Source organism: Agrobacterium sp. 6Ca8, assembly GCF_055382765.1.
The window spans coordinates 649,870-670,279 of sequence record NZ_AP026435.1 but is presented as its reverse complement, the minus strand read 5'-3'; the positions used below and the strand labels follow the sequence as shown (position 1 = coordinate 670,279).

Sequence of the window (20,410 nt, the reverse complement as noted above, 5' to 3'; positions counted from 1 at the left end):
TCCCAGGAATGAACCTATGACTGCTATTATTTTCGAAAATGCCCGCATCGTCGATGGCACCGCCGACCGCCCGTCCGAACCCGTTCAGGTTCTGGTTGAGGGCGGTTCCATCCGCGAGGTGGAAAAGAACATTGCCTCTTCCTCGGCGCAGCGCATCGACCTTTCAGGCAAGACGCTGATGCCAGGCCTGATCGATGCTCACGTTCACGTCGTTGCCTCAACCGCCGATCTTGGCCAGAATGGCATGCTGCCAGATGCGCTGGTGACGGTGCGCGCCTTCAAAATCATGGGCGAGATGCTGGCGCGAGGGTTTACTACCGTTCGCGATGTTGGCGGTGCAACCTCCGGTCTCGTGGCCGCAACCCTTGAGGCCGCGTGGCCCACACCACGCCTGAACATTTCCGGCAAGGCGCTGGCCCAGACGGGCGGCCACTGTGATTATCGCGGTCCCTATAATGACGACCAGACGCGCACACGCGGCTTTGCGCTCGGTGCGTTGGGCCGCATCTGTGACGGCGTGCCGGACGTGCGAAAAGCGGCGCGCGAAGAACTGAAGAGCGGCGCGAACTTCATCAAGATCATGGCCAATGGCGGCGTATCTTCGCCCACGGATCCCATTCATTTCCTCGGTTTTTCCCGCGAAGAAATCCTTGCCGTCGTTGAGGAAGCTGAAAATGCCGGAACCTATGTTTCGGCCCATCTTTATACTGACCAGGCCATTCGCCGTGCGGTGGAGTGCGGTGTTCACTCGCTCGAACATTGCAACCTCATCGGCAGCGAAACGGCAAAATTCGCCGCCGAAAAAGGTGCTTTCGCCGTCCCGACGCTTGTTACCTATGACAAATTGTCCAGCGAAGGCGCCGCCATGGGGCTGCCTGCCGCCTCCATCGCAAAGGTAGATGACGTGCGTCTGGCAGGCATGGAATCGCTGACCATCATGCGTGAGGCCGGGCTTCAAATGGCCTATGGCAGCGATCTGCTTGGCGGCATGCATGTTTATCAGTCGGAAGAATTCGTTATTCGCGGGCGTGTCCTGCCAGCAGTAGAGGTTATCGCATCGGCAACGCATATCGCAGCCCGTCTGTTGCGCATGGAAGGCAAAATCGGCGCAGTTTCGCCGGGGGCTTATGCCGACCTGATTGTGGTCGACGGCAACCCTCTCGAGGATCTCACATTGCTGACCCATCAGGGCGCATATATGCCAATGATCATGAAGGCTGGTGTCTTCATCAAGCGCTGATTGCCTGTTGCCGACTTCAGCTGACATTCTGTACGCCCGACCAAGGCCGGGCGTCTAACAGTCCGGGGTCTTGCGCGCCCGATAAGCCGCGAGGGCTTCGCGTCATTCTGCCGGGCGCTTGCGAGCTCGGCTCGCGATTGCCGCTACGAAATGCGCACTGGCTTCGTCGTCCAGAACCATAACCGCACCTAAGACACGCGCAAAAATCGGCAGGCCGCGTCTTCGACCGCGACGGCTAACAAGGGATCGTGGGGGCGACACCCAGTCGGAAGCAATCTCGTCGGACATTATTTGATGCCGAACCCCAGGCGACGCAATGTCTGGCTCAGTTCCGCGCGACCCTTCAGGGCATCGGTGTCCTTGACGCGCTGTGCAATGGGCGCTGTCCAGCCGTTTTGTGGCAGGCCCTGTTTTTCCTGAAACGTCTTAAGCACCGCGTCATAGGAATCGAGATCATCCCGTGCGGCATCCGAATAGGTTTCATGAAACAGGATGGAAGATTGTGGCAGGCGCGGTTTGACGTCAGTCTTCACGTTCGGGTCGGGATAGCCCACGGTAAGGCCAAAGACAGCAACCGTCTCGGCGGGCAGGTTCAGTTCGCGGGATACGTCTTCCGGTCTGTTGCGAATACCGCCAACGTAGCAGGAACCAAGACCGAGTGAATCGATAGCGGCAACAGCGTTCTGCGCAGCCAATGCCGCATCGATGGCACCGATTAGGAAGCTTTCCAGATAATCCAGCCCTTCTGCGTTGTTGCCATGGTTTGAAGCGACCGTTCGCAGCCGCTTGAGGTCTATTAGCCAGACGAGGAAAACAGGTGCATCCTTAATATGGGCGTTGCCGCCCGTGAAACCTGCCAGTCGTGCCTTGCGCTCCTTGTCCTGCACCGCCACCACACTCCACGCCTGAAGATTGGATGATGTCGGGGCAGATTGCGCGGCTGCGACCAGAAGTTCCAGGCTGCCCTCCGGCAGAGCCTTCGGCAAATAGGCGCGAGCGGTACGGTGGTTCAGCAAGGCGTCGATCGTATCATTCCAGAAAGGCGGAGAAAAATCGGCCTGCGTTCCGTAACGGGCCTCGACGCGTTGCTGTGGGATTTCCGGTTTGGTAGTCGGTCTGGACAGGGTCATCGGGTGAAACTCCATAAAGTTGGGCGCGGGAGGATGGGCTTGAGGTGCGGATTAGAAGAGCTGCGAAATACCCGCCATTTGATATGCCTCGCCAAGGCATCTGCCGAGCAATGTCCTTCTCATTTGCAATTTTTCAATGAAACAACATTTCCACAGGAGGTCTGAAACGACCGTCGGCAAGATTTATTCGCATTTCACCATGGGTTCCAGAGACGCAACGAAGATGCAGATCAATGCCGTCATCCAGCGCAATTTTTGGTGCCCCGTTCCCTATGTATCGGAATAAAATTCCGCAAGTAACGATTTCTTTGGGCGACAGGAAGAATTTTCTTCTTAGTAATGCGCTGCTTTGCCCTGATGCTTTCCTCATCGAAACGACGTTTTCAAATGGGGATTTTCATGACGATAGGACGCCGCCAGTTCAACAAAATGCTTCTTCTGGCAACGGCAGGAACGGCCCTGCCGGGTTCGTTATTCGCCGCAAGTGGCGATGCGAGCCGGCCCGTCTCCGGCGGCACGCTCAAGCTGCTCTATCGTGTCGATCCCGGCAACGCACTTTTCGCCATCAACACATCGTCAGGCACGGGGCAGGCGATCGGCCCGAAGATCGTTGAAGGTCTCCTGACATTCGATTTCGACCTCAATGCACAGCCCTTGCTGGCAACGGAATGGTCCGTTTCCGACGATCATCTGCGCTATACGTTCAAACTCAGGCCCAACGTGAAATGGCATGACGGCAAAGATTTTACATCGGAAGACGTTGCCTTTTCGATTTTCCGCCTCAAGGAGGCGCATCCGCGAGGCCGCATCACGTACCAGAACGTTCAGGCGGTGGAGACGCCGGATCCCCTCACTGCCATTATCGTTCTGTCCAAACCGGCACCGTTTCTGATTGCTGCGCAATCGAGTTCGGAATCGCCTATCGTGCCGAAGCATATTTTCGAAAAGCTGAAGCCGGCCGATGGCCAGACGCTTCAGACCGCTGTCGGCACCGGCCCCTTCAAACTGACTGAATGGACGCCGGGGAGCCATCTGATCTTCGATCGAAATCCCGATTATTGGGATCCCGGCAAACCTTATCTCGACCGTATCATCCTTCGCATCATCACCGACCCGGCCGCACGGGCCGTGGCGCTGGAAACGGGTGAAGTCGATCTTGGCGACAACCCCGTGCCGCTGGCGGATCTCGAACGGCTGAAGCAGAACCCCGATCTCGTTCTGGATACGAACACCTATGCCTATGCGGGTCCGCAGCAACAGTTGTTCTTCAATTACGATAACGAAATCTTCCGCAAGAAAGATGTGCGTCTCGCCATTGCGAAGGCGATCAGCCTCGATGAAATCGTCAATGTGGCGCTCTTCGGTTATGCGCAGATATCACCCAGCCCCGTCAGCACGGCCCTTCCCAACTGGTATGATGCTTCGGTCAAGGCATATGCCTACGACCCGAAAGAAGCGGAAAAGTTACTCGATGCGGCGGGATATCCGCGCAAGAAGGACGGCAAGCGTTTTCCCGTGCGGTTGACCTACAATTCGTATCTGACGCCCGGCTTTGCCGATGTTCTTCGCAGCCAGCTCGAAAAGATCGGGATTGCCGTCGAAATCCGCAAATACGACCTGCCGACCTATCTGAAAACTGTCTACACGGACCGTGCCTTCGATCTGGTGGTGGAATCCCTCTCCAACACCTTCGACCCGTCGCTCGGCATACAGCGTGCGTATTGGAGCAAGAATTTCAAGATCGGACTGCCATTTTCCAATGCGGCAAACTACGCCAATCCGGAGGCGGATGCGCTTCTTGAGGCGGCCGCCATCGAACCGGATCCCAAGAACCGCTGGGTAACCTGGAGCAAGTTCCAGCATCTCATCCATGACGACGTCGCCTCCGTCGATCTCGTAGCGGCGGGAAGCCAGATCGTGGCGCACAAGCGGGTCAGGAACTACGTCACCGGCGCGCAAGGGCTGAACTGGAGTTTCGGCGACCTATGGCTCGATCCGACCGCTTGAAACCAGATGCAAAAAACTAGAATTTGTCAGGAGGATATGCAATGTCCGTACATGCTGTAACCAAAGACCGCCTCATCGAGTGGCTGAGAGATGGCAAGGAACTTGCCGTTCTCGACATTCGCTCCGCAGGGGAGGTGGGGTATGCTTCGCCGCTGTTTGCGACCAACCTTCCGGGTGAAAGCCTGGATACCGAAATCGACCGCTTCATTCCGCGCCCTGCCGTGCGGACGGTTCTTGTTGATGACGGGGAGGGCAGTGCCGAGCGGGCGGCGGAACGGCTTGCCGCCAAAGGATGGAGCGATATTCATTTTCTCCGTGGTGGAATCCCGGCGTGGAACGAGGGCGGCCTTGACGCCCTGCCGACATTCGATATTCCCGGCGTTCCTTTCGCCCAAAAGGTGAGAAGTGAAAAGAAAACGCCAGTGGTTTTCGCCCGTGAACTGAAGGCGTGGCAGGAAGCCGGCGAGGATGTTGTCGTCATCGACACCCGCACAATAGCGGAATATGAAAAGGCGCACGTGCCGGGCGCCATCGGCGTACCCGGTGCCGAACTTCTGCTGCGTTTTTCCGACCTCGTGCCATCACCCGACACAAGGGTTGTCGTTTCCTGCGCGGGCCTTCCGCGCGCAATTCTCGGCGCACAGACATTGATCGACGCCGGTGTCGAAAACGATGTCAGCTATTTGCACGATGGGACGCGCGGCTGGACAGATGACGGGTTTGAACTGGAAAAGGGGCGTTCACGGATCTATGCGCTTGCCAGTGACAACGCGAAAGATGCCGCAAGGGCGCGCCTGGAAACACTCTCCCACAATGACGAACTGCTGTTTATCGATCGGGCAACAGCCGAAACGTGGCGGCGTGACACGACCCGAACGACTTATTTTCTCGACGTTCGAACGCCGGAAGAGTTCGCGGCGTCCCATCTGCAAGGTTCGATTTCGTCGGAAGGCGGGCAGCTTCTTGGTGTTGCCTATCGCACAATTGCCGTGCGCGGAGCGCGGGTCATTCTCGTGGACGACCTGCTTGGTGCACGCGCCAGGGTCGTGGCGCATTGGCTGCAACGTCGCGGTTTCGAAATCGCTCTTCATCTGCACGACTTCGAACAGGGTGTCGAAGCGGCAGCCGCCTAGGCCGACTTGATTTTCGCCAACGTTTATTGAGACAGGAATTCGCCAGGCCGGAAAGATAGCCGGCACGCTGGTCATGGCAGACGAACAGCCTCGATAAAGCTGCCCAGTATTTCTGTCTCCAGACGGATCCAATCATGAAGCGCGATGTTGCAAGCATCCAGCAAACCACATCGCGCTAGGAGTAACGGATGAGCTTCCAACTCTTCGACCTTTCGGGGATGCGGTCGCCTCAGGAGATCGGTTAAGGATGTGATATTGGGTTGTTACTGCCGGGGATGGAAAGCTCCCTTGGCGTTCGCCGTGCAGTCTAGTAGAGCAAGTATCACGATATTGACGAGCCACACCGGGTCAAACATATACGCCAGAACTGGCTAATCGACCTCCAAACAAGTCGCTCTATATTTGGCTGCTGATACTAGCTGTCCCTGTGTCGGTTCTGATAGCAGCTCAAGTCGATACAAGTTCTACACCATCAATCGGCGGCGGAGGCTACGACCTGGGTCCATTTCTGTATTCTTGGTTGTTAGTAATTTTCACAGCACTCTGGTCTCTGTGCGCTTTTGTGGCAGCGCTGCTTAAGAAAGACCGAGCTTCCTCTTTTCGCGCTTTCGGCCTGGCAGGCTTTGGTGTTCTCGTCTTCACTGTAATGATGCTTTTTTACGGAGAGAACCTTTCATAACTGCTCTTCCTGAAAGCGCTTCGATGGTCTGGATCGGGAGAATGCCCCAGGGTGACGCCTTATATAACCAATCACCGTTTGCACCTGCGCGTATCGCTTAGGTCCAGTCAGGATTGAAAGAACATCGTCTTTTCGACAAATTGAGTTCCATAATATATGTTATGCGATTATCGTATGTAGCGGCTATTTAGTAATGCGACAGTTGGGCCAGTTAGAGATGCGACAGTCTCGCCTCTCGATGTTCTGGTCAATGCCAACGTTGGGAGCAAGGATGACGACCTTCAACCTGGTCGAGACCATGTGCGGTCGGAGTCGTCATGTCCTGTTTGATCACCATGTCGCAGAAAGAATTGCATCGCCTCGAAGTTATTCAGAAGATCCGTGATCAGCGCCTGTGCGTCGTCCAGGCCGCTGAACTGCTTGGCCTCAGCCGAAGTCAGGTGCACAGGCTGCTGCAGGCCTATGACCACTCTGGTGCGGCCGGTCTGGTTTCGAAGAAGCGAGCGCGGCCAAGCAATCGGCGCCACAGCGAGGAGTTTCGCAATGCGGCGCTGGATCTGATCCGCGAACGCTATCTGGATTTCGGCCCGACGCTGGCGCGGGAGAAGCTGATCGAATTGCACCGGATCTCTGTCGCCAAGGAGACGCTGCGGCAATGGATGACCGAGGCTGGCATCTGGGTCTCGCGTCGCGAACGCAAGAAACGGGTTTTCCAACCACGCGGCCGGCGCGATTGCTTTGGCGAACTGGTGCAGATCGATGGCTCGCATCACTGGTGGTTCGAGAACCGCGGCCCCAAATGCGCCCTGCTCGTCTACATCGATGACGCCACCGGCAAGCTCTTGCATCTTCGCTTTGCCGGATCGGAGAACACGTTCGACTATCTGCATGCGACGAAGGCTTATCTGCAGCAATGGGGCAAGCCGCTGGCTTTCTACAGCGACAAGCATGGCGTGTTTCGCTCTACGCACGCCTCGCAGAAAGATCGAACCGGTGGCCTGACACAGTTCGGACGCGCGCTTTATGAGCTGAACATCGATATCATCTGCGCCAATACCCCGCAGGCCAAGGGTCGAGTTGAACGTGCGAACCAGACCCTGCAGGATCGATTGGTCAAAGAATTAAGGCTTCGCGGTATCGACACGATAGAAGCTGCTAACCACTACGTTCCGGAATTCATTGCTGATTTCAACGCGCGTTTTGGCAAGCCACCACGAAATCAGAAAGACATGCATCGTCCCCTCGCCGCCCATGAGAACCTTGACGGCGCCATGTGCCGCAAGGAAGTGCGCACGCTGTCGCAGGCACTGACGTTGCGCTACGACAAGGTGTTATTTATCCTCGATCCAACAGAACAGGCCAATGCGCTGGCGGGAAAGAAGGTCGTCGTCTGCGACTATCCGGACGGTCGCCTCGATATCATGCACGAGAGCTTCACCCTACCCTACAGAACCTTTGATAAGTTGCGATCAGTGCACCGATCCGCAGTGGTCGAGAACAAGCGGCTGGACGACATGATGTTGATCGTGGCCGAGATGCAGGCCGGGCGGGAACAGCAGCGCAGCAAGAGCGGCCCTCGCCGCACCGGCCAGACGGATCATATGTTCGGCATTCGCGATGGCAGCCAGAGCAACGGTTATCAGAAGCGCGGCCGCAAGCCCGGCCGGCGGACGGACTTCATGAACGACCAGGAGGTGATTGCCAAAAGGCAGAAGGCGCTGGCGCGGATGGAAGCGGCGGAATGAACTGGCAACGTTGAATGCCAGCGGTCTATTGCAGACGTCAGCGGCGCATGCGAGTTTCGCGTTATGAAAGACGAACAACAAACTTCTTCCGATCATACACAAATCCACCTTGCTCCAGACGAAGCTCTGGTTCTTTTTGAGCTTCTTTCTCGTTGGTGCAAAGAGAGCAGCGCTCCCACGCCAAGCGCGTCCTGTTTCGAGAGCCCTGCCGAATGCGCTGTGCTGCACGGACTGCTTGCCGGTCTCGAAAAGCAGCTGGTTGCACCCTTCAGGGCGGACTACCTTGACTTTGTAAAAGAGGCCCGTCGCCGTTTGCAGTCATCGTGGGATTATCCTGCACTTAGGGTTTGATCTCATACCCGGAATGCCTGTTGATTGCCAAGGCAGATTATGCACCCTGCTGAGGAAGCTAAAGCCGAATAGGCATTCCCTCACCCGCCCCCGCTCCTCCCTTGCAACCCGGCCCAGCCGGTCGGATCGGGGGCTGACCGTCGGTGCCTGTGTCGCGTTTCTAAACAGCTGGCGAAGTCGCGCCTCTAACCAGCTTTGACATCGTATGTAGCCGCAAAGTTAAAGTGTCCTGTTTCTGCAAAGTTGGAATGTCACACTCCCCGGATCTGAATGATACCGGGGAGATTGCGGATGGGATTGATCACGATGAGCGAGCGCGATTTGCAGCGGATCGAGGTTTTGTCGAAAGTCGTTGATGGCCGCATGACCATCGTCGCAGCGGCGCATGTGCTGGCAATCAGCGCCCGGCATGTTCAGAGACTGATTGGTCGTATTGAGGCTACCGGCGCTGCCTCGATCAGACACAAGGCAATTGGTCGCCCGTCGAACAATAAAATCGCCACCGGCGTCCGCGATTACGTTTTGATTCTGGTGCGCGAACGCTACCTTGATTTCGGGCCAACGCTGGCGGCCGAGAAGCTTAAGGAAGAGCATGGCGTCACATTCTCGCGTGAGACGCTGCGTAAGTGGATGCAGGATGCTGGCATATGGCTTTCGAGAAACCAGCGGCGGGCGTTTCATCAGCCGCGGTTGCGGCGCGAGGCTTATGGTGAACTGGTGCAGATCGATGGATCGCATCACTGGTGGTTCGAGAACCGCGGACCAAAATGCGCCCTTCTCGTCTATATCGATGACGCTACCGGCAAGCTGCTACATCTGCGCTTTGCGGGATCCGAGAACACTTTCGATTATCTGCACGCGACAAAGGCCTATTTGCAGCAATGGGGTAAACCGCTGGCTTTTTATAGCGACAAGCACGGCGTGTTTCGCTCTACGCATGCTTCGGAGAAAGATCGAACCAGTGGACTGACGCAGTTTGGACGCGCACTCTATCAGCTGAACATCGACATCATCTGCGCCAACACTCCACAGGCCAAGGGCCGGGTTCAACGTGCCAATCAGACCCTGCAGGATCGATTGGTCAAGGAGCTGCGGCTCCGCGGTATCGATACGATAGACGCTGCCAACGATTACGCGCAGGAATTCATTATCGATTTCAACGCTCGTTTCGGTAAACCACCACGTAATCCCAAAGACATGCACCGTCCCCTCGCCGCCCATGAGAACCTCGGCAGTGCCATGTGCCGCAAGGAGGTCCGCACGCTCTCGCAATCCCTGACGTTGCGCTATGACAAGGTGATATTCATTCTCGATCCGACGGAACGGGCAACGGCGCTCGCGGGTCAAAAAGTCATCGTTTGCGATTATCCAGACGGCCGCCTGGAGATCATGCACGAGAGTTTCAACCTGTCCTACAGAACCTTCGACACGCTTCGCTCCGTTCACCGGTCGCCTGTGGTTGAGAACAAGAGACTGGATGACATGCTGTCACTCGTTGCTCAGATGCAGGAAGATCGCGATCTAAAGCGGAGCAAACATGGTCCGCGCCGAACCGGACAGGTCAACAGCATTTTTGATATCCCGGACGGCAGCCAGAGTAATGGATATCAAAAGCGGGGCCGCGAGCCAGGACGACGGACGGATTTCATGAACGATCCTGAAGTGATTGCGAGACGACAACAGGCACTTGCTCGAATGGAGGCGGCTGAGTGAAGGCCGCTTTAGGCCCTTAACGGACATGAGGTGCCAGTTTAAACAGATAATCGAGTTGTGTTTCTCCGTCCCAGTTTGGTGGCGTATCCGATGGTCGACCGGACCACACCGGCACGCCTTTCCAGAGACCTCGATAATTCCTTAACGCCTCCAGTACGCCTGAGCACGCCTTACCGCTTGCGGCAGGGTCGTCGTCGAACCCCGGCTCCCACAAGCAACACGCGCAAATGGTTGAGCCAATCAGACCACCGGACACATCGTACGTCGGTTCCGCCGCGTACTCCGGGAAGCCGCAGGCAGGGCACAGATAGTGTCCATCGAGATTTACAATGTTGAACTGTCTCGCGTCAGCCATCCACCAACGCTAGCTTACACTTGATATGCGTGCAAGATGACGGCTCTTGGCGGGAAGCGGGAGACCGCAGTCGGCCCTAAGCGGACCTGTGGCTTGTCTCGAACGTGGTTGTTGCTAGGTTTCTGTGGAAGGGGTGGACACAGCGGCTGCGCCATCGAAACAGGCACGGAACAACATGCGCTTAAAACGCCGTACTTTTTTGGCTCTAGGAGGGTGGACAATGGCGGCTTCAGCAGCCTCCGGCCAGAACGGACCCAAATCCCTGTTCAAAGGTGAGCTCTTAGCGGACTACTTCCAAATTTACATCAGAGACCAAAGCTATCCAGATCTGCCTTCCGATTATCGGGAAGAGGCAATTGCCAGCCGCTTGATGACGGGTCCTAACGCCGCCATTGTTCACACAGCTCGCAACATGACCGTGCCGATCATCGTGGAGTGGCATGATGTGCGGCCACAGCCGGAGATCGAGCGATACCAGCATGTAGTAGAAGCGAGCTTCGATTGCCCTTCTGGAGTTCTGGTCTTGGCAGGCATGACAGATTACGAGCCAACAGCTCAAAGGCTTTCCGTAAAAGCTGGACCACTTGGTATCCGCGCGAACATGTCGGGCTTAGATACGATCAGCGAAGACGGCCTTGATGGACGCGACCGGTACCTCATCCAGCTTTGGCCTGGCCAAGAGCTGTCAGGTCCTCTCGTTCTCAAGTCGTGGGCTGAACCGTAGATGCGGTGGGCTGTTCCATATCTAGTCATCATGGCGTCCATCGCGTTCGTCGCAAGCCTTTTCGCTTTCATAATCGCGCTCTTCCCTTGGAGCTTGATTATGCTGGGCATACCCATTCTCATCCTCGTCTGCAGATCGATCACTAGAGACCGTAACCGTTAGCTCGCCGGATGACTGCCGTTGGCGCAACGCAGTCGCCACAACTAAGGAAGCTAAAGCCGAAGAGGGAGTTTCATTACCCGCCCCCTCCCTACCCTTGCAGCCCGGCCCAGCCGGTCGGATCGGGGGCTGACCGTCGGTGCCTGTGTCGCGTTTCTAAACAGCTGGCGAAGTCGCGCCTCTAACCAGCTTTGACACCGTATGTCAAAGGGTACATTCTATTTCCAAGTGCGACATGCCAATGATTTCAATGGCTTCACTTTGGAGATTTTGGCATGTCCCGATGCTATACGCAGATTACCCTTGCCGATCGCCGCCGTCTTCATCATCTGGTGACGGCAAAGGTTCCGGTCAACGAGATGGCGTTAGCTTGGATATCAGATCAACCGCGCAAATGCCTTGGATGCAGGACGCCGGCCGAGGTGTTCATGGCTCATTTGCAAGAAGGAGGGTGATCCCCTGCCCTAAAGCGCAGGCATGGTGCCCTTAGGTTAGCTTTTCCAGGGTAGATGCCAAATAGCTGCGCGACATCCTCGATGCAGAAGAGGCGGAACCCAATGGGCGGACCCGGTTTGCGAATGAGAGCCATACCACATGCTCTTCTCTCATGTTAGCCATTGATCCGCATCAATGTGTTCCTTTGATCAATTTCACTATTTTAGAAACATCTTGAAAAATGGGATAGCTTTTTATGTCCAGAGCCTTCGACAAGCTCATCAAGAAGCTCGAAAAGCTAGAGGCACAAATGAGTATTGTGTGCGATCTGGAGATCCCTTCAGAAGCTCGACAGAAGATATTAAGCGACCTGCTCGAGCAGCACCGCTTGATTGGGAATGAGCTCATGGTAAATGGCTTTAGAGAAAAGCTGGACGGTAGCGAAGAACTTACTGCACGGATCTTTAGCAACGGTTCAGCCCTATCCAAGGGTGATCAGTGACCCTTACCGAAGCCACACCGCCGGTGCTCTGCGCATCCCCGCTGGTCGGAATGACGTCTACGGCCGTCAAGGTTGTGCACTCGATTTCGCTGCCATTACCGCCGATGTGCTTCGGCGCCTGGCTCTCGCTTGCAACTGGACCCGTCCGCTTCTGGGCTACCTTGCTCCTGGCCTCGGCTGGTACGAGCATATAGGGTGGTTTGCCAATCTTGCCGATTTCTTGCCTTGATCAGACCAATACGCGCCGCACCGTCCAACCTTGGAAACGAATGAAGCGGCTTAACGCTTCGGTCCCCCGCCTTTTCAGAACCGATCCTCATCCTGATCCAGGAGTTCGCGCAGGCTTACTGCCAGTTCGCGGGCAGTGTAGGGTTTTTTAAGCCAGCTTCCCTTCGCGGCCAAATGTCGCCCGGCAATGGCCGGCTCCGCATAACCCGACGTAAACAAGACCTTGATGTCCGGCCGCAAAGCACGGGCAAGTTCCGCAAGCTCGTCGCCCGCCATGCCACCTGGCATCACGATGTCGGAAAAAAGAAGTGCAATATCGGAATGATGCTCAAGCAGCTCGAGCGCCTCAACACCGTTGGCCGCTTCCACAACGCCGTAGCCCAGAGCGGCGAGCCTCATGACCGCGACGCGTCGGACGCGAGCATCGTCCTCCACAACGAGAATCCTCTCTCTGTCCCCGGATTCAATTGTGGCTGGGAAGTCCGTGATATCGTTCTCCGGCGGATTGGCGATATCCAGAGCTGCTGGAAGAAAGATCCGGACAGTCGTCCCCTGCCCCGCCTCGCTGTAAATCTGAACGTTGCCACCCGACTGTTTGGCGAAGCCATAAACCATGCTCAATCCCAAACCTGTGCCGGCTCCAACTTCCTTGGTGGTAAAAAAAGGTTCGAATGCCTTCTGTTTAACCTCCGGCGTCATACCCGCTCCCGTATCTGTGACGGATATCTGCACGTAGTTGCCAGGTTTTATACTTGGGTACATCTCTGCATAGTCTATATCAAGTTTGACGCGCGCAACCTCTATTATCAGCATTCCACCCTTTGGCATGGCATCGCGCGCATTGATAGCGAGGTTTAAAAGAGCGCTCTGCAGCTGCGAACTGTCCACCAGAGCCTCGGTCTCTGAACCCGCTATAATCGTTTTGAATTCGATCGCCTCACCAAGTGTTCTCCGCATCAAATCGGAAAACGCGCCTATGAGTTCGGCAATGTCAGACTGTCGCGGGTTGAGCGGCTGCCGACGGCCAAAGGCCAGAAGCTGGCTCGTCAGTCTTGCACCGTCTTCAGCAGCACCCTGCGCTTCCCGAAGGAAATGCCGGATAGTTTTGTCGGTGAGCCTGCTTTCAGCCATTTCGAGGTTACCGCTTATGACGGTGAGAAGGTTGTTAAAGTCATGTGCCAGGCCGCCCGTCAGTTGACCGACCGCTTCCATTTTTTGCGCCTGGCGCAATTCCTCCTCGATTTTCTGTCGGCTGGTCAGATCGCGTATAAAGCCCGTAAAAATACGATCGCCGTTGGCGATTGCCTCCCCCACTGAAAGCTCCATGGGAAAACGTGAGCCATCCTTTCTTTGTCCGGTCACTACACGTCCATAGCCGATGACGCGTCTTTCCCCGGTCGACAAATAGCGTGCGATATATCCGTCATGCGCTGCCCGGTCAGGGTCCGGCATGAGCATCCTGACATTGTGGCCGACAACCTCATTTGTATCATAGCCGAAGAGCCGCTCAGCCGCAGCGCTGAAGGACGAAATGATACCTCCTTCGTCGATGACAACCATCGCGTCGGGAACAGTTTCCAAAATGGAAAGAAGGTGCGCCTCGCGCCGGGCCAGTTCGTCCTGCATTCTTTTCAAATCCGTCACATCATTGTTGGTCTGCACAATGACCGGTGGCTGCTCGCCACCAAACTCTACGAATACCCATCTCGTCGCGATCAGGAGCTTGTGACCGTCCTTATGGTAATGAACGACTTCGCCACTCCATGATCCCTGGTGGGAAACGCGTTGCCGCAGTTCAGGCAGCGGCAAAGGGAACTGGGTGGAAAGAAGATCGTGGACGATCTTTCCAATCGCCTCCATTCTATTCCATCCGTAAAGATGCTCGCAGCCTGTGGTCCAGCCCGTGATCTTTCCGTCCATTCCATGAACTACGATGCTGGCACCATCCAGCAGGGTGATAACGGACTGAAGCTGCAGCTTTCCTCCCTCTTCCGGTCGCAAAATTTCAGGCATCGTTATCTCGTTGAGCGACGCTTGCTAGTGGCGGTGCCGTCCACCATGAACGACCAGTTTCTGCCGCACGTCGGAATAATCATCACCGTCACCGGCTAATTGTGCAAGGAGAAGCGGCTTGTCGATCATGATTGTTTGACGCGCGCCAGCATTTTCAATCCGAAGGACGCCCCTGTTGATAAGCTTCGTGAAGGTGCGTGAAACGGTTTCGATCGTAAGCCCGAGATAATCGGCAACATCCTGACGACACATGGGGAGTTCGATCGTTTTTTCCCACTCTCCCCGCCGCGCTTTACGTTCCAGAAACGTCATAAGAAACGTGCACAGTCTTTCTTCAGCACTTTTGCATGACAGCAGCACCATCTGTTGTTGGGCGACAGCCATTTCGTCTGAAACCAGCGCAAACATTTCCAGTCGCAGGATTTGATTGTTGCCGACGGCTTTTTCGAAATGCCTGCAGGTAACCCTGCGCAGCGTTGCAGAGGACACTGCTTCCGCGCTGTAGATGTAACGGTTTCGGATAGATATGCCGAGAATATTGCCGGCAAAGAGAAAACCGGTGATGATACGGCGACCATCTGCTATAATTTTGAATATTCGCAATACGCCGTCCGTGACTTCGAAGACATGTTCGGCTTCGTCCCCTTCAATGAATAGCGACCGTCCGGCCGCCAGATGCTCTACAGGCTGATTGCGAAAAATATCCCGCAGGCAATGCACCTCATCTGCTGGTGTCAAAATCTGACGGGTAAGAGTGCGATATTCGCCTGTACTGTACATGATGACCTCCATCTCTTTGCGATGGAGTTAAACCAAGTAAAATCACTGGTTGATGCCGCAAGGATGACAATCAGTGTTAATCTGTGACAAATTGTAACGCGAGATCAGAGGATGGCACAGAAGAACGGCCATTTGCTTGTTGTCGATGATGATGCGCGGGTGCGCCAACTGCTTACGCGTTTTTTCGACGGAGAAGGATATCACGTCAGCGCAGCGGCTGACGGTGTCCAGATGAGGGCACATCTGAAACACAATGAAATCGATGCTATCCTCCTTGACCTCAATCTCCCGGGTACTCAGGATGGTCTTGATCTCGCTCGAGAAGTCCGGCTGAATTCGGATGTGCCAATCATCATGCTCTCCGGCCGAGACGACGTGGTGGACCGCATCGTCGGTATTGAGATCGGCGCTGACGACTATATTGCCAAACCGTTCCATCTTCGCGAAGTGCATGCGAGGCTGAAGTCAATCCTGCGGCGCCGTCTGCCGCGCGGTTCGCCGCGCCGCAATGAAATTTTTTACTTCGATGGCTGGACGCTTGACGTGCCCTGCCGAAATCTCCTGTCGCGGGAAGGAACACAAATTGACCTGACGACAGGTGAATTTGACATGCTTGTCACCTTTGCCAAGAATCCTGGGCGTGTTCTGACCCGCGATTTTCTGTTGGAGGAGACGCGAGCACGCCGTCGGGAAGCATTCGACCGGTCCATCGACGCGCAGGTCGCGCGTCTGCGCCGGAAAATAGAAACAAACAGTAAGCATCCAAGCATCATCAAGTCCGTTCGCGGCGTCGGTTACGTCTTTTCCGCGTCGATGGAAGAGGCACCCTCATCGGCAGTACGAAGATCATAAATCAAGCCGTCACCCGAACCTGGTCGTTTGGATGGGTCGCTGACGAGCGACCAGCCTTTAGGTCCTGCAGGCCAGAAATGAATGCGCTGACATTTCAGCTCTCTGGCTTTTTCCTTGACCTCATCAAACAGCATCCGCGAAACACCTTGTTCGTCAAACAGGCTGAAGGAAGCAAAGACCGGAACCTCCATTTGTAGGGATTGCCGGCGATCGGTGACAAATACAAAGCAGACGCCGCGTATCACTCCCGCCCTGTCGGTTACAGTGAGCCAATTGCGCCGTTTCTGATCAGTGTCGGTTTCAGCCTGCCATTCCTGAAACGAAACCGACGAGAAGAGATGCTGGATAACGGCATAAGCGCGAGCGACGTTGGAAAGGGTGAGCAAACCGACCTCGTAGTCTCCTGACATTTCTGATCTCCCAAGTAATCGTTCCGATCTTCCGGTACCGGGGATTTTTCACATTGATGGTGATCAACAGCCTTCGACGCATGCATGCATTTACTGGAACAACCACTTGGCGAAACCACCGTGGATTGCGCTATGTCAAGGCAAAGTGTGTGCGATCACCGATAGATTGGAATGGCTGAAGGATAACCGAGGAAGGCGCCTCGCCATTTTGACAATGCAATGGCTGGCAGAGCTGGCGATATGCCCACGGAGAGTCCGCATGAATGACCCCCTCCTTCTTACCTTCAATACCGGCTCCTCAACAGTGAAGATCGGTATTTTCAAACTGGAGCAGCAAACACCGAAACGTATCGGCAAGGCAGTGGTTGATATTTCCGATCGACCATTGACGCTCGATCTGGCGAAAGGACCGGCGCGTCTTAATCTACCCTTGAAAACCGGCGCTGATGACGATCTTGCCGCGCTGATGAAGGAGGTGTTTTGCACGCTGGCAGCCCACTTCGATCTCGACAATGTGGTGGCCGCCGGTCACCGTATCGTGCACGGCGGCAACCTTTTCGACGGTCCGGCCCGGATCAACGATCAAACCATGGAACGGATGCGATCACTCGTGGACATGGCGCCGCTGCATCAGCCGCAGGCGTTGCGACTGGTTCGGGCAGTGACGCACCTGCGACCGAAACTCTTGCAGACGGCCTCCTTCGACACGACTTTTCATTCAACGCAGACCGACCTTGTCCGACGCTTCGCCATTCCCCGCGCCTTTCACGACCAGGGCATAAAGCGCTACGGCTTTCACGGGCTTTCCTTCCGTTACGTGGCGCGAGCTCTGACCGAAAGGGCGCCCGAGATCGCCGACGGAAAGGTAATAATCGCCCATCTCGGGAGCGGCGCAAGTCTTTGCGCCATCGAGCGCGGCAAAAGCTGTGATACGAGTATGGGCTTTTCCACCCTCGACGGCATTCCCATGGCGAAGCGTCCCGGTGCAATCGATCCAGGGGTGCTGCTTCATTTAATTGGGCCGCTGGGGAAAACGCGAGCAGAACTCGAAGATATACTTTACCACAGGTCCGGTCTTCTCGGCGTTTCGGGCCTTAGCGGCGACACCCGTGAGCTTCTCAAGGACAATAGTAGGCAAGCTCGCGAAGCGATCGAGCTTTTCATACTCAGGGTCGCCGGCGAGATCGGTCGTCTGACTTCAACACTTGGCGGGCTGAACGGGCTGGTCTTCACCGCCGGCATTGGCGAGAACCAGCCGGATATCCGCGCCGGGATCGCAAGCCGGCTGCTCTGGCTGGGCGCCGAGCTTGACGAGCACGCCAATCAGCGCAACGCGCTGGCGATCAGCACTCAGACAAGCCGCATTGCCATCCATGTCATCCCCACAGACGAAGAGCAGATGATTGCCGAGGAGTGCCTCTCCATTTTCTCACCGGGCGGATGACGTCCTCCGCACGTCGCAAACTGAACTGAATTTCAAGGAGCAGTACCATGCAGCCCGAAAATGTTTCGATGACAACGTGCGAGATCACCTCTCAGGAACTCTTGCTTGTGGATCGCTACTGGCGCGCCGCCAATTACCTCTCAATCGGCCAGATATACCTGCTCGACAATCCGCTTCTGCGCGAACCGCTGCGGGCAGAGCACATCAAGCCGCGCCTGCTCGGCCACTGGGGCACGACGCCTGGTCTAAATTTCATTTACACCCATCTCAACCGTGTCATCCGCAACCGCGATCTCGATATGATCTATGTCTGCGGTCCCGGTCATGGGGGCCCTGGCATGGTGGCAAGCACCTATCTCGAAGGAAGCTACAGCGAAATCTACCCGCAGATTTCCGAGGACGCTGCGGGCATGAGGAAACTTTTCAGGCAGTTCTCGTTTCCAGGCGGCATACCAAGCCATGCCGCTCCGGAAACACCCGGCTCAATTCACGAGGGCGGCGAGCTCGGTTATGCTCTGGTGCATGCCTATGGCGCGGCCTTTGACAATCCGGAGCTGATCGTCACCTGTGTTGTGGGTGATGGAGAGGCCGAGACCGGAGCGCTCGCGGCAAGCTGGCATTCCAGCAAATTCCTGAACCCCTCGCGCGACGGGGCGGTGCTGCCCATTCTGCATCTTAACGGCTACAAGATCGCCAGTCCAACCCTGCTCGCCCGCATGAGCGATACGGAACTCGACCATCTCTTCCGGGGTTACGGCTATGAGCCATTCTTTGTCGAAGGACATGAACCGGAAAAGATGCACCGGCAAATGGCGGCCGCTCTCGATCAGGCTATCGACTGCATCCGTGCCATTCAGGCTGATGCCCGTGGCGGGGGACTGGATGGCCTGCCGCGCTGGCCGATGATCTTATTGCGCAGTCCCAAGGGCTGGACAGGACCCAAGGAAGTAGACGGCAAGAAGGTCGAAGACTTCTGGCGTGCCCATCAGGTGCCGGTCGCCAATTGCCGCGAGAATGAAGGCCACCGCAGGATCCTCGAAGATTGGATGCGCAGTTACCATCCCGATGATCTTTTCGACGCGAACGGCCGGCTGAAAGAGGAGCTGCGCGCCCTTTCTCCGGTGGGCACACGGCGCATGGGTGCCAATCCGCATGCAAATGGTGGCATTTTGCGCAAGGAGCTTCGCGTACCGGATATCCGCGATTATGCGGTCCCGGTGGAAAAACGTGGCGCGCTTATGATCCAGACGACAGAAATCCTCGGCAGATATCTGCGCGATATTCTCAAACTTAACCGTACTGACGCCAACTTCCGCATCTTCGGACCGGATGAAACGGAATCGAACCGCCTCGGAGCGGTCTTCGACGCCACAAGCCGGGTCTGGATGCAGGAAATCAAGCCTTACGATGTCCACCTGTCACGCGACGGACGGGTGATGGAGGTGCTTTCCGAACATCTGTGCCAGGGCTGGCTGGAAGGTTATCTCCTCACCGGCCGGCATGGCTTCTTTTCCTGTTACGAAGCCTTTATCCACATTGTCGATTCAATGTTCAACCAGCATGCCAAGTGGCTGAAGGTCGCTCGTGAACTGCCTTGGCGCAAGCCGGTCTCCTCTCTAAACTATCTGCTCACCTCGCATGTCTGGCGGCAGGACCACAATGGCTTTTCCCATCAGGACCCTGGCTTCATCGACCTCGTCGCCAACAAGAAAGCCGATATCGTCCGCATCTATTTGCCGCCGGACGCCAACACCCTGCTCTGGGTCGGCGACCATTGTCTGAGGACATGGAACCGCATCAACGTCATCGTAGCCGGCAAGCAACCGGAACCACAATGGCTGACCATCGATGAGGCGGTGAAGCATTGCGAGGCCGGTATCGGCATATGGGACTGGGCTGGTAATGAGGATGGTGTCATAGCACCCGACGTCGTGATGGCCTGCGCCGGCGACGTGCCGACGATGGAAACGCTGGCCGCCGTGACCCTGCTACGACAGGCGATACCCGAACTGAAGATCCGCGTCGTCAATGTCGTTGACCTGATGACGCTTCAATCGCAGGAACAACACCCGCACGGGCTGTCGGATGAGGAATTTGACCGCCTTTTCACCACAGATCGGCCGGTCATCTTCGCCTATCACGGCTATCCATATCTGATCCATCGGCTCACGTACAAGCGTACCAACCACCAAAATATCCATGTCCGCGGTTTCATCGAAGAGGGGACAACCACGACGCCCTTCGATATGACGGTTCTGAACGAACTCGACCGGTTCCACCTCGCCCTTTCGGCAATCGATCGTGTGCCAGGCCTCAGGAATAAGGCTGCAGGCGTTGTGGGAATGCTCGAGGCAAAACTTGCGGAACATACACGTTACGTCCGGGAATATGGCGAAGACATGCCAGAAATCCGCAACTGGACCTGGCAAGGCTGAGGTTGCGGGCAAGACAACGCCGCCCGCGCGACAGTCGGTATCATAGACAATTCCGTGACATCCATCGTGGAGGGC

Annotated in this window: 15 protein-coding genes; 11 read left to right on the top strand and 4 right to left on the bottom strand. The window is 56.0% G+C overall.

The features are described 5' to 3' along the window. Positions 1-16: 16 nt before the first annotated feature. Positions 17-1,240: a metal-dependent hydrolase family protein gene (locus ACZ5A6_RS26790; protein ID WP_111783995.1), complete on the top strand. Its 1,224-nt coding sequence runs from the start codon at positions 17-19 to the stop codon at positions 1,238-1,240. Positions 1,241-1,527: 287 nt separating this feature from the next. Here ACZ5A6_RS26790 and ACZ5A6_RS26785 read toward each other — a convergent pair whose 3' ends face one another. Next, a complete protein-coding gene (locus ACZ5A6_RS26785; RefSeq protein ID WP_464111529.1) occupies positions 1,528-2,370 on the bottom strand; it encodes an NADPH-dependent oxidoreductase in 843 nt (280 codons plus the stop codon). A gap of 399 nt (positions 2,371-2,769) precedes the next feature. Here ACZ5A6_RS26785 and ACZ5A6_RS26780 point away from each other — a divergent pair, with 399 nt between their 5' ends. The 7 genes from ACZ5A6_RS26780 (at position 2,770) to ACZ5A6_RS26750 (ending at position 12,173) form a co-directional block, all read left to right on the top strand. Beyond that, positions 2,770-4,377: an ABC transporter substrate-binding protein gene (locus tag ACZ5A6_RS26780; protein ID WP_464111528.1), complete on the top strand. Its 1,608-nt coding sequence runs from the start codon at positions 2,770-2,772 to the stop codon at positions 4,375-4,377. 41 nt (positions 4,378-4,418) lie between these two features. After that, complete coding sequence (locus tag ACZ5A6_RS26775) at positions 4,419-5,510, top strand: rhodanese-like domain-containing protein (protein WP_464111527.1); 1,092 nt, start codon at positions 4,419-4,421, stop codon at positions 5,508-5,510. A 996-nt stretch (positions 5,511-6,506) separates the two neighbouring features. Beyond that, entirely contained in the window at positions 6,507-7,934 is a 1,428-nt protein-coding gene (locus ACZ5A6_RS26770; protein WP_141194535.1) for an ISNCY family transposase, read from the top strand. A gap of 63 nt (positions 7,935-7,997) precedes the next feature. After that, on the top strand, positions 7,998-8,285 hold the full coding sequence (locus tag ACZ5A6_RS26765) for a hypothetical protein (protein WP_111796279.1): 288 nt from the start codon (positions 7,998-8,000) through the stop codon (positions 8,283-8,285). A gap of 291 nt (positions 8,286-8,576) precedes the next feature. Further along, positions 8,577-9,998, top strand: coding sequence for an ISNCY family transposase (locus ACZ5A6_RS26760; protein WP_464111526.1), 1,422 nt, complete (start codon positions 8,577-8,579; stop codon positions 9,996-9,998). 575 nt (positions 9,999-10,573) lie between these two features. Next, entirely contained in the window at positions 10,574-11,077 is a 504-nt protein-coding gene (locus ACZ5A6_RS26755) for a hypothetical protein (RefSeq protein WP_464111525.1), read from the top strand. A gap of 850 nt (positions 11,078-11,927) precedes the next feature. Further along, positions 11,928-12,173, top strand: a complete 246-nt coding sequence (locus ACZ5A6_RS26750; protein WP_464111524.1) for a hypothetical protein — start codon at positions 11,928-11,930, stop codon at positions 12,171-12,173. Positions 12,174-12,476: 303 nt separating this feature from the next. On the opposite strand, the gene ACZ5A6_RS26745 is transcribed toward ACZ5A6_RS26750, so the two are convergent. Further along, on the bottom strand, positions 12,477-14,414 hold the full coding sequence (locus ACZ5A6_RS26745; RefSeq protein WP_464111523.1) for a hybrid sensor histidine kinase/response regulator: 1,938 nt from the start codon (positions 14,412-14,414) through the stop codon (positions 12,477-12,479). A 24-nt stretch (positions 14,415-14,438) separates the two neighbouring features. Further along, positions 14,439-15,194 carry a helix-turn-helix domain-containing protein gene (locus ACZ5A6_RS26740; RefSeq protein ID WP_051093869.1) on the bottom strand — a complete coding sequence of 252 codons (756 nt, stop codon included), beginning with the start codon at positions 15,192-15,194 and terminating at the stop codon, positions 14,439-14,441. 111 nt (positions 15,195-15,305) lie between these two features. Between ACZ5A6_RS26740 and ACZ5A6_RS26735 the strand changes: the two genes are divergently transcribed. After that, entirely contained in the window at positions 15,306-16,046 is a 741-nt protein-coding gene (locus tag ACZ5A6_RS26735) for a response regulator (RefSeq protein WP_464111522.1), read from the top strand. Here ACZ5A6_RS26735 and ACZ5A6_RS26730 read toward each other — a convergent pair. Next, on the bottom strand, positions 15,989-16,432 hold the full coding sequence (locus ACZ5A6_RS26730; RefSeq protein ID WP_464111521.1) for a hypothetical protein: 444 nt from the start codon (positions 16,430-16,432) through the stop codon (positions 15,989-15,991). The two genes, ACZ5A6_RS26735 and ACZ5A6_RS26730, sit on opposite strands and share 58 nt — an antisense overlap. Positions 16,433-16,715: 283 nt before the next feature. On the opposite strand from ACZ5A6_RS26730, the gene ACZ5A6_RS26725 reads away from it, so the two are divergent. Continuing rightward, the gene (locus ACZ5A6_RS26725; protein ID WP_464111520.1) at positions 16,716-17,900 is read left to right on the top strand and encodes an acetate/propionate family kinase; all 1,185 of its coding nucleotides are present in this window, start codon (positions 16,716-16,718) and stop codon (positions 17,898-17,900) included. A 47-nt stretch (positions 17,901-17,947) separates the two neighbouring features. Continuing rightward, positions 17,948-20,335: a phosphoketolase family protein gene (locus ACZ5A6_RS26720; RefSeq protein WP_464111519.1), complete on the top strand. Its 2,388-nt coding sequence runs from the start codon at positions 17,948-17,950 to the stop codon at positions 20,333-20,335. Positions 20,336-20,410 lie beyond the last annotated feature (75 nt).

What these genes read in the sequence shown, in the direction of transcription:
- ACZ5A6_RS26790 (WP_111783995.1), top strand. Translation starts at nt 17, where the DNA reads ATGACTGCTATTATTTTCGAAAATGCCCGCATCGTCGATGGCACCGCC.
- ACZ5A6_RS26785 (WP_464111529.1), bottom strand. Translation starts at nt 2,370, where the DNA reads ATGACCCTGTCCAGACCGACTACCAAACCGGAAATCCCACAGCAACGC.
- ACZ5A6_RS26780 (WP_464111528.1), top strand. Translation starts at nt 2,770, where the DNA reads ATGACGATAGGACGCCGCCAGTTCAACAAAATGCTTCTTCTGGCAACG.
- ACZ5A6_RS26775 (WP_464111527.1), top strand. Translation starts at nt 4,419, where the DNA reads ATGTCCGTACATGCTGTAACCAAAGACCGCCTCATCGAGTGGCTGAGA.
- ACZ5A6_RS26770 (WP_141194535.1), top strand. Translation starts at nt 6,507, where the DNA reads ATGTCCTGTTTGATCACCATGTCGCAGAAAGAATTGCATCGCCTCGAA.
- ACZ5A6_RS26765 (WP_111796279.1), top strand. Translation starts at nt 7,998, where the DNA reads ATGAAAGACGAACAACAAACTTCTTCCGATCATACACAAATCCACCTT.
- ACZ5A6_RS26760 (WP_464111526.1), top strand. Translation starts at nt 8,577, where the DNA reads ATGGGATTGATCACGATGAGCGAGCGCGATTTGCAGCGGATCGAGGTT.
- ACZ5A6_RS26755 (WP_464111525.1), top strand. Translation starts at nt 10,574, where the DNA reads ATGGCGGCTTCAGCAGCCTCCGGCCAGAACGGACCCAAATCCCTGTTC.
- ACZ5A6_RS26750 (WP_464111524.1), top strand. Translation starts at nt 11,928, where the DNA reads ATGTCCAGAGCCTTCGACAAGCTCATCAAGAAGCTCGAAAAGCTAGAG.
- ACZ5A6_RS26745 (WP_464111523.1), bottom strand. Translation starts at nt 14,414, where the DNA reads ATGCCTGAAATTTTGCGACCGGAAGAGGGAGGAAAGCTGCAGCTTCAG.
- ACZ5A6_RS26740 (WP_051093869.1), bottom strand. Translation starts at nt 15,194, where the DNA reads ATGTACAGTACAGGCGAATATCGCACTCTTACCCGTCAGATTTTGACA.
- ACZ5A6_RS26735 (WP_464111522.1), top strand. Translation starts at nt 15,306, where the DNA reads ATGGCACAGAAGAACGGCCATTTGCTTGTTGTCGATGATGATGCGCGG.
- ACZ5A6_RS26725 (WP_464111520.1), top strand. Translation starts at nt 16,716, where the DNA reads ATGAATGACCCCCTCCTTCTTACCTTCAATACCGGCTCCTCAACAGTG.
- ACZ5A6_RS26720 (WP_464111519.1), top strand. Translation starts at nt 17,948, where the DNA reads ATGCAGCCCGAAAATGTTTCGATGACAACGTGCGAGATCACCTCTCAG.